At 57.0% G+C, this 6,311-nt stretch carries 5 protein-coding genes; 3 read left to right on the top strand and 2 right to left on the bottom strand.

What is annotated here, in order from left to right; genetic code table 11:
- Positions 1–787 precede the first annotated feature (787 nt).
- From ABIE33_RS34300 to ABIE33_RS34290, 3 genes are all read left to right on the top strand, one after another.
- Entirely contained in the window at positions 788–1,102 is a 315-nt protein-coding gene (locus ABIE33_RS34300) for a hypothetical protein (RefSeq protein ID WP_429133376.1), read from the top strand.
- A 262-nt stretch (positions 1,103–1,364) separates the two neighbouring features.
- Positions 1,365–1,976, top strand: coding sequence for a chloramphenicol phosphotransferase (locus ABIE33_RS34295; RefSeq protein WP_429133385.1), 612 nt, complete (start codon positions 1,365–1,367; stop codon positions 1,974–1,976).
- A 1,294-nt stretch (positions 1,977–3,270) separates the two neighbouring features.
- A complete protein-coding gene (locus ABIE33_RS34290) occupies positions 3,271–3,708 on the top strand; it encodes a hypothetical protein (protein WP_429133374.1) in 438 nt (145 codons plus the stop codon).
- A gap of 241 nt (positions 3,709–3,949) precedes the next feature.
- Here ABIE33_RS34290 and ABIE33_RS34285 read toward each other — a convergent pair whose 3' ends face one another.
- Both ABIE33_RS34285 and ABIE33_RS34280 read right to left on the bottom strand, forming a co-directional pair.
- A complete protein-coding gene (locus tag ABIE33_RS34285) occupies positions 3,950–4,156 on the bottom strand; it encodes a cold-shock protein (RefSeq protein ID WP_429133372.1) in 207 nt (68 codons plus the stop codon).
- Between the two features lie 1,392 nt (positions 4,157–5,548).
- Positions 5,549–6,085: a hypothetical protein gene (locus ABIE33_RS34280; RefSeq protein WP_429133370.1), complete on the bottom strand. Its 537-nt coding sequence runs from the start codon at positions 6,083–6,085 to the stop codon at positions 5,549–5,551.
- Positions 6,086–6,311: the final 226 nt, after the last annotated feature.

The raw sequence follows: 6,311 nt of genomic DNA, 5'->3' as shown, positions 1-6,311 counted from the left end.
GTCCGGCTTCAAATCGGAATCGTGTCCGGCATGAGATTGGAATACCTGTCCGACTTCAGATTGGAATAGCCGTCCGGCATCACCGGAATACGCACTGTGGGGAGCGGGGTGTCAAGCGAAGTGAAGATTTAACCCCCCTAATGCCTCATCGAAGAATGTTCCCGATGGGGTCTCCACCCCGAGGAGATGAAGCCGTTGTTGTCATCCTGGTTCGGAGGACGGATGGCGAGGCGGATTAGCATACATCGGCATTTCTCTCCAACCGGGAGAGGTTTGACGAAGCCATGTCGGCGGTTCCCGACAACTGCCTCGATAACACGGCTTGTCCCGGTCGCATCTGTTCCGCTCGCAATTGACTATGCTAGCTTGAACCCGCTTGGCGATCACTGGTTAGAACGATCTCGCGCATATCGAATGATCCCCGGAAGATTGCCAGCTAGACGCATTTGACGAAGGCATGGATGCACGTGCCGTGGCGCAGACCCTGGGATGATCGGCAGCAGCCGTTGCAAGAGCCCGACTGGGAGCCGTCCCGGCTAACCGCACGAAGATCGCATAGCGCGTCGCGATCGCCGGGCGATATGTGGAGGATGGCCGTCGCCGTACAGTCCGATGATCCTTGCCAGATCATTGGAACGTGGTGGAAGTACTTGCTTGCCGAAAATCGCTGCAAGCAACGACCAACGCACCGGCCGGAATCCCCCCGCGAGGCGAGTGTCTTTTTGCCAGTGGGCCTGGGACGATACCTGGCCGGTAGAATTTTGGCGATGGCATCGTCGGGAGGATGTTGACCGGTATCGATGTGAGCCGCATCTTGTTTTCCGGCCTGGCGCTTGGGCTGCGTAAGACGTGGCTCGAGCAACGTTTGGCCGTCAATGATCATCTATTTGTTCGCCGACACCTTTGCCTTGGATCGGGTAATGCGATCCTCAAGCGTATCTGCGATCTATATCGCCCTGTAGTCGCGGCTGTGGGCCGGGTGTGGGAGATCGCGATACCGCTTTCGGTTTCGCCGCTCGCTCGCCAGTTCATGAGCGCGAACTCATTTCCAGCGGCATCCTGTCCTTCAATTCAAAGGCTCGGCTGGCGCCAGCTGTTATAGGGTCGGGTCGGTCTAGCGCGCTGCAATTCCGAGAGAGCTGCGGAGATCTCGAGTCATAGCGCAGCCCTTTCGGAAAAACGCCTTCGGCCTTGGCGACCAAGTGAACGAGGATCGGTCATGTTCTCCCGGTCTGACGCCGAATTTCGTACAAGCACACTCATCAGGAGGCAACCAGGGCACATTTGGTGGCGCGTCGGACATTGCGACGTTCAAGAAGTCGCCTATTGTTGTTGTGGTAAACAGTCACGAGGCTAACACTGTTATGCGCGTTTTTGTTTTGTTGATGGGCTTCCCTGGCGTCGGAAAGCTGACAATTGCTAATGAACTGAGCACCCTCGTTTCTGCAAAAGTCATCGATAACCATTGGTTCAACAATCCAATATTCCGCCTTCTTGACGACGACGGCATGGCGCCCCTCCCGAACGGGATATCGGAATACACTGGGAGAATCCGACAGGTAGTGCTAGACGCGATAGTGGCCTACAGCCCTCCTTCGGCCAGCTTCATCTTCACGCAGGCCCTTGTCGAAGGCAACGAAGGTAGTCTTCGCACGTTTCAACAGATCGCCGATGCGGCCCGGCAATGCTCTGCGCCCCTCATACCGATAAGATTGCATTGCGATGAGGACGAGTTGGCGCGTCGTGTTTCCACTCCCACACGTCGAGAGCATCTAAAGTCGATCGACGTGCGTGCCTCCAGAGCGAGAAGTAATAAAGCTCAGGTCTTCAATCCCCAACATGCCTTTGCCTCGGATTTAGACGTCAGTTCCAAATTAGCAGAGACCAGCGCAGCGGCGGTCCAACAACATGTTATCCGAGTAATTGCCGGCGATTTTGGTCCACTTCCAACGACAGGCGTCGCCACCCTGTCTTAGACACGGTTTCGGTTCTTCCGCACGCTGCCGTAATGTCAAGGAGTGTTAACTATATGATACTTCTACCGATGAACCTCATAACGGAAGAAAACGCGGTATTTACTTCCGCCACACAAACGCCGATCCAGCAAGGGTGTGTTGTCGCCTCTGGCGAGGGCCGCTGGTTTCGGGCGAAAAAAACCCGAAAATGCCACTTCGCGACCCTGCGCTTGGCCCAGAAAAGCCAGAATGTCTACCACGGTGGCACGACCGAGCGCTCCAACCTTGTCGGGAATGCAACTGGCTTTCGCGATTGCGAGATGCTCAGTCTCCTGAGGCTATCAACTGGCGCATCGCGCGAACAGGAAACCGGCTGGCCATACCAGGATCGAAGATGTTCGGGCTTTCTATCGTCCAGAAGAGGACTTTTTTAGCATGTTGTTGTCTGACGCGTATGTCCCAAGTAGAGCAACTGATTTCGAGCAGATGCCGCCACTGACGAGGAATGATCAGACCATGCGCCGCACCTGGTTGGCGAGTTTTCGCGACAGCCTGTCGCGCGAAAGTGTGCGGTGGCATTGCGATCAAAGGCATGCGCAAAGAACAGAGCTTAAAAAGCGCCTGGCCGATCGGAAAGATCGAGACGTGCGTTGAAAAATTGCCGCGCCGTCCAGGTGGGAGGGTTCAAGGGCACTATTTGCGCAGCGCACTTGTCGAAACATAAAGCACTGACGCCCCGACAGACAGGGCGGATTACCCATTCGACAATCTGGGGTCGCGCGGTTGATCACCGGGTTTGGGAGCGCCGATATATCGGACGTCTGGTTGGAGAGACGAGTCTCCGATTGATCAGTCGGTAACGTGGCCAATCCATCCGAATGAGGTGCGGTATAACAGATCCCGAACGTATAGTTCTTAGAGGGCTGGCGGCAGGGCAACTTCGGCCGAAACGGCCATTTCAAGCGCTGGTCGGTCGGATGTGGATCGCCGACGATTGAAGGGGAAATGGGAGTTGTTGTTCGTGCCAGTTACAATTGCGCATTGCATGCTTTGCCTTTAGCGAGCCGAAGCGGCTCACCCGTTCTGTTAGGCGCAGCCAGCCGTCTCCTTCTAGTGCCTCACCGACAGCACCTGACCCCGACGCGTGCATAGTGGTATTCGAAAGAGCTGATCGGAAAGCCGCGGATTGCCGCCGCAACACGCCATGTGACTTACGATATTGCGCCTCACCAGCATCGTGATTGGACAGCGCCAACGACTAGGAACAGGCTAGTGTTGGGCTGGCTTTCACAACGTCGTTTGATTGGAGGCGACAATGAAGCATCACACCTTGGAGCAGTTGCAGACCATCGCGCAGATAGAGCCATTCTTCGGTGCGCACGGGATGACACGCCGCCAGCGATTGGAACGTTGGGCCGAGTTGTTGGAAGAAATTCGGCATAGGCACCTGGATACGCTTCATGAGACCGAGTTCCAGTTTAGCGACGAGCGAAACGCGCTACGTAGCGACTACTCGCCGATCACGGTCGCCTTCCGCGATCCAGTTCTCCACGCGGCCGGCATGGACAGCGACACCTATGGTGAGGCGAAACGCTTCTTTGAGATCTGTGACGAGGACCTGCATGATATTGTCTGCTACTGCCGCTTCGGTACGACGGTGAGTGCCGCCGCGGCGGCGCGCCAGATCCGTGGGTTACTTTCGGATCGCCCGAAAAGCTTCTGGTCGGCGGTGGCGGCATTTTTTATCGCCTAGGCAGAGGCCGCGGCCGTGTCTTATTTTACTGACTCACGTGCTTTACCGACCCACGCGGCGACAAAGGGCACTACTTCCTTTGCATCGGGATGTTTTGACGCGGTTCTGCGGCAAGGATGTGCCGTGGAACGCGTCGTTGGCGACGGTCCCGGACCTTGGACGGGCACAGATCTCAAGTTCGCCACGTCCACCTACCATTGGGCGGCGGCGCCGACCAATGGTAGGTAATCCGGCAACCGGATCAGGTGCGCAGGTTGTCAGCAGATGTCTTGCCGGATTTGCGGTCCTCGACCAGATCGTAGGTGATCTTTTGGCCGTCGTTCAGACCGCGCATGCCTGCCCGCTCCACGGCGGAAGCATGGACGAAGACGTCTGTACCGCCATCGTCGGGTTGGATGAAGCCATAGCCCTTCGTCGAGTTGAACCACTTCACGGTACCAGTCGCCATAACTTTCCCCTTTGTAAGCCTTGGAACCAGGAGTTCGCCCGGCGTTTGTTACGCCATCAAAACTAGTCGATCGGGCGGAGAAGGGAAGAGGGTGCTTTAAATTATGTGTTCCGACGTGGTTTCTTCGCCGCTTGACTTCCCGCATGGGACTTCGTCCTCAAAGAGAGCGGCCGCTGTTTAGGCACCTGCGGTTACGGGGGCTACAGTGCTCCCATTGCGCAAAACGTCTAGATCAAATCGGCGTCAAGGTTTGATGTGTTGTCTGCGGACAACAGAAGACGGCCGCCACTGCCTTTGATGCATGAGCGGCAGCGGCGGCGCTCTGAGGAGAAATGATCAACGCCAACATTGCGCCGGCGCATTTGTCTGCAGACAACAAGGGGCGGGTAAACGGCGGCCGCGCCTAGCTACAACGGGGTCGCCGGCGACTACCAAGACCAGTTCTCTGGCAGCGTGATTAGGCCGCGGCGCGGTTGATGCAAGGCGGCGAAGTTTTCCCGATGGACGAAAGCCAGAGCGCTCTGTCAGGTGCCGATCACATGAGGTTTTGCGTCCGTCCCGATGGCAATGCGAAATTGAGTGAGCTGCAACGCGGGAGTCGGGCGCGGCTTCATCAGGGCGGCATTCTCCGATCATGCGCTACCTGCGCAAGGGCTGGCTTTGACAAGCGGATGGGGCCGAAGGATAGCATCGCGCCCGACGCCTGACGTTGTCTGCAGACAACATTGCGGTTTGCAACCGTTCGAAGTATCGGCACGTCATCATCTTTGTGTGTGTGTGATTGTCGCTGAAATCCTGCTGGTGGACGTCTTCCTCGGTGGTGATGTTGTCTGCGGACAACAGGGCGGTCTCCCGTTTACGCAATTGTGCGTCGGGGCGGGCGATCGTTGATGACCGAGGCGTGGGCAATTGGGTCGATTCGGAACCTGGGATTCTCGTTTGCGTTCCTCCTTGGGAAGGAGGTCGCTCATGCAAGATGCCAAGACGAAAGCGACCGGCACTCGCTGGTTTGCAACAGTCGGAAATATGACGCCGGTATTTCGCGAAAAAGCACGATGCCGAGGGGTATAACAGCATGTGCGCGATCCCGAGGCTGCTGAAAGCGCGGCCAATCGGTTTCGGGACTAGTTGGCATTCTCCTCGTAGCGGCTGGAGCAGAGGGAGCCACTCGGGTGTTACACCCCGCGATACGCCTGTGGCCACCGCAATAGGGATCGGGCTGGGTGGTGCTTGGCGCGGCACATCTAGGCCGGTAGATTGCACCCTTTAGGCTCACGGAGCGTTGCCGTACGCCGTCTGCTGGTTGGCGGCATGAGGGCGGGCGGCCCATCCCGGAAGTTTGGAGCCCTGTGGCGGTGAGGCTGGGTTTTGCGGCGGTTGGCCGACCAAAAATCACGGTGATTGCGGCATCAAAAAGTGCTTGCGATGGAGGAATGTTGCAATACGAGCCGCGTGGCGCAGCAAAATGGAGTGATTTCGATGTGCCGCACCCATGGATTGACTGAGCGGTTCCGAGAGGAAGCGTTTTCGCAGACGTGATTTTTCCGGAGCAACCGTGTTGGCGCGTGTTTGCTGGCTTCGTGTTTTTTCACTCCTCGCTTTAGCGAAGACGTTCCGCCTTAATAAATTGGCATGATGCGCACGCCGGAAGCGCAACACGGCGCTTGCGGCATGCGAGCGGCATTTTCTTGCGAAACAGCCTGCTTTGGAGAAGCCCATCCAGCCCTGGTTTTTTCTCTTCAGCAATCTGAGCAGCGACACCATTGTGCATAAAAACAAGCTTCGATGATTGCCGTCGCTGTGGCGTTGTCGTCCGCAGGATCTTGCCGTGGGACCGCCGTTGCGGGTGGCATGTATTCGGCCCTCTATTCGTTCAGCTTCCTGATTTTTGCAATTGAGTAGGGTGGGCGCGATGGCCAAGTTTGGCATCGACGCCGATCCTACTCCGATCGATATTCTCATTGGTCGACGGCGCGAATTTGCTATTCGCCCCTCGGACTACCTTCGGTCGCCGGGGTAACGCACATCCCTTGACGCCGGCCGAAATCTGCCACCCTGATCACGGCGCAACATCACGCGGATTCCCTATTGGACCCCGGCACAATATCGAGTGATCGGAACAGTACCGCTTTGACGTAAGGTTGATGAGCGGTAG

It is taken from the genome of Ensifer sp. 4252 (assembly GCF_050434565.1).
Taxonomy (GTDB): Bacteria; Pseudomonadota; Alphaproteobacteria; order Rhizobiales; family Rhizobiaceae; genus Ensifer.
The sequence above is the reverse complement of the archived record's forward strand: the minus strand, read 5'-3'. Positions and strand labels throughout refer to the sequence as shown.

What these genes read in the sequence shown, in the direction of transcription:
- ABIE33_RS34295 (WP_429133385.1), top strand. Translation starts at nt 1,365, where the DNA reads ATGCGCGTTTTTGTTTTGTTGATGGGCTTCCCTGGCGTCGGAAAGCTG.
- ABIE33_RS34290 (WP_429133374.1), top strand. Translation starts at nt 3,271, where the DNA reads ATGAAGCATCACACCTTGGAGCAGTTGCAGACCATCGCGCAGATAGAG.
- ABIE33_RS34285 (WP_429133372.1), bottom strand. Translation starts at nt 4,156, where the DNA reads ATGGCGACTGGTACCGTGAAGTGGTTCAACTCGACGAAGGGCTATGGC.
- ABIE33_RS34280 (WP_429133370.1), bottom strand. Translation starts at nt 6,085, where the DNA reads ATGCCAAACTTGGCCATCGCGCCCACCCTACTCAATTGCAAAAATCAG.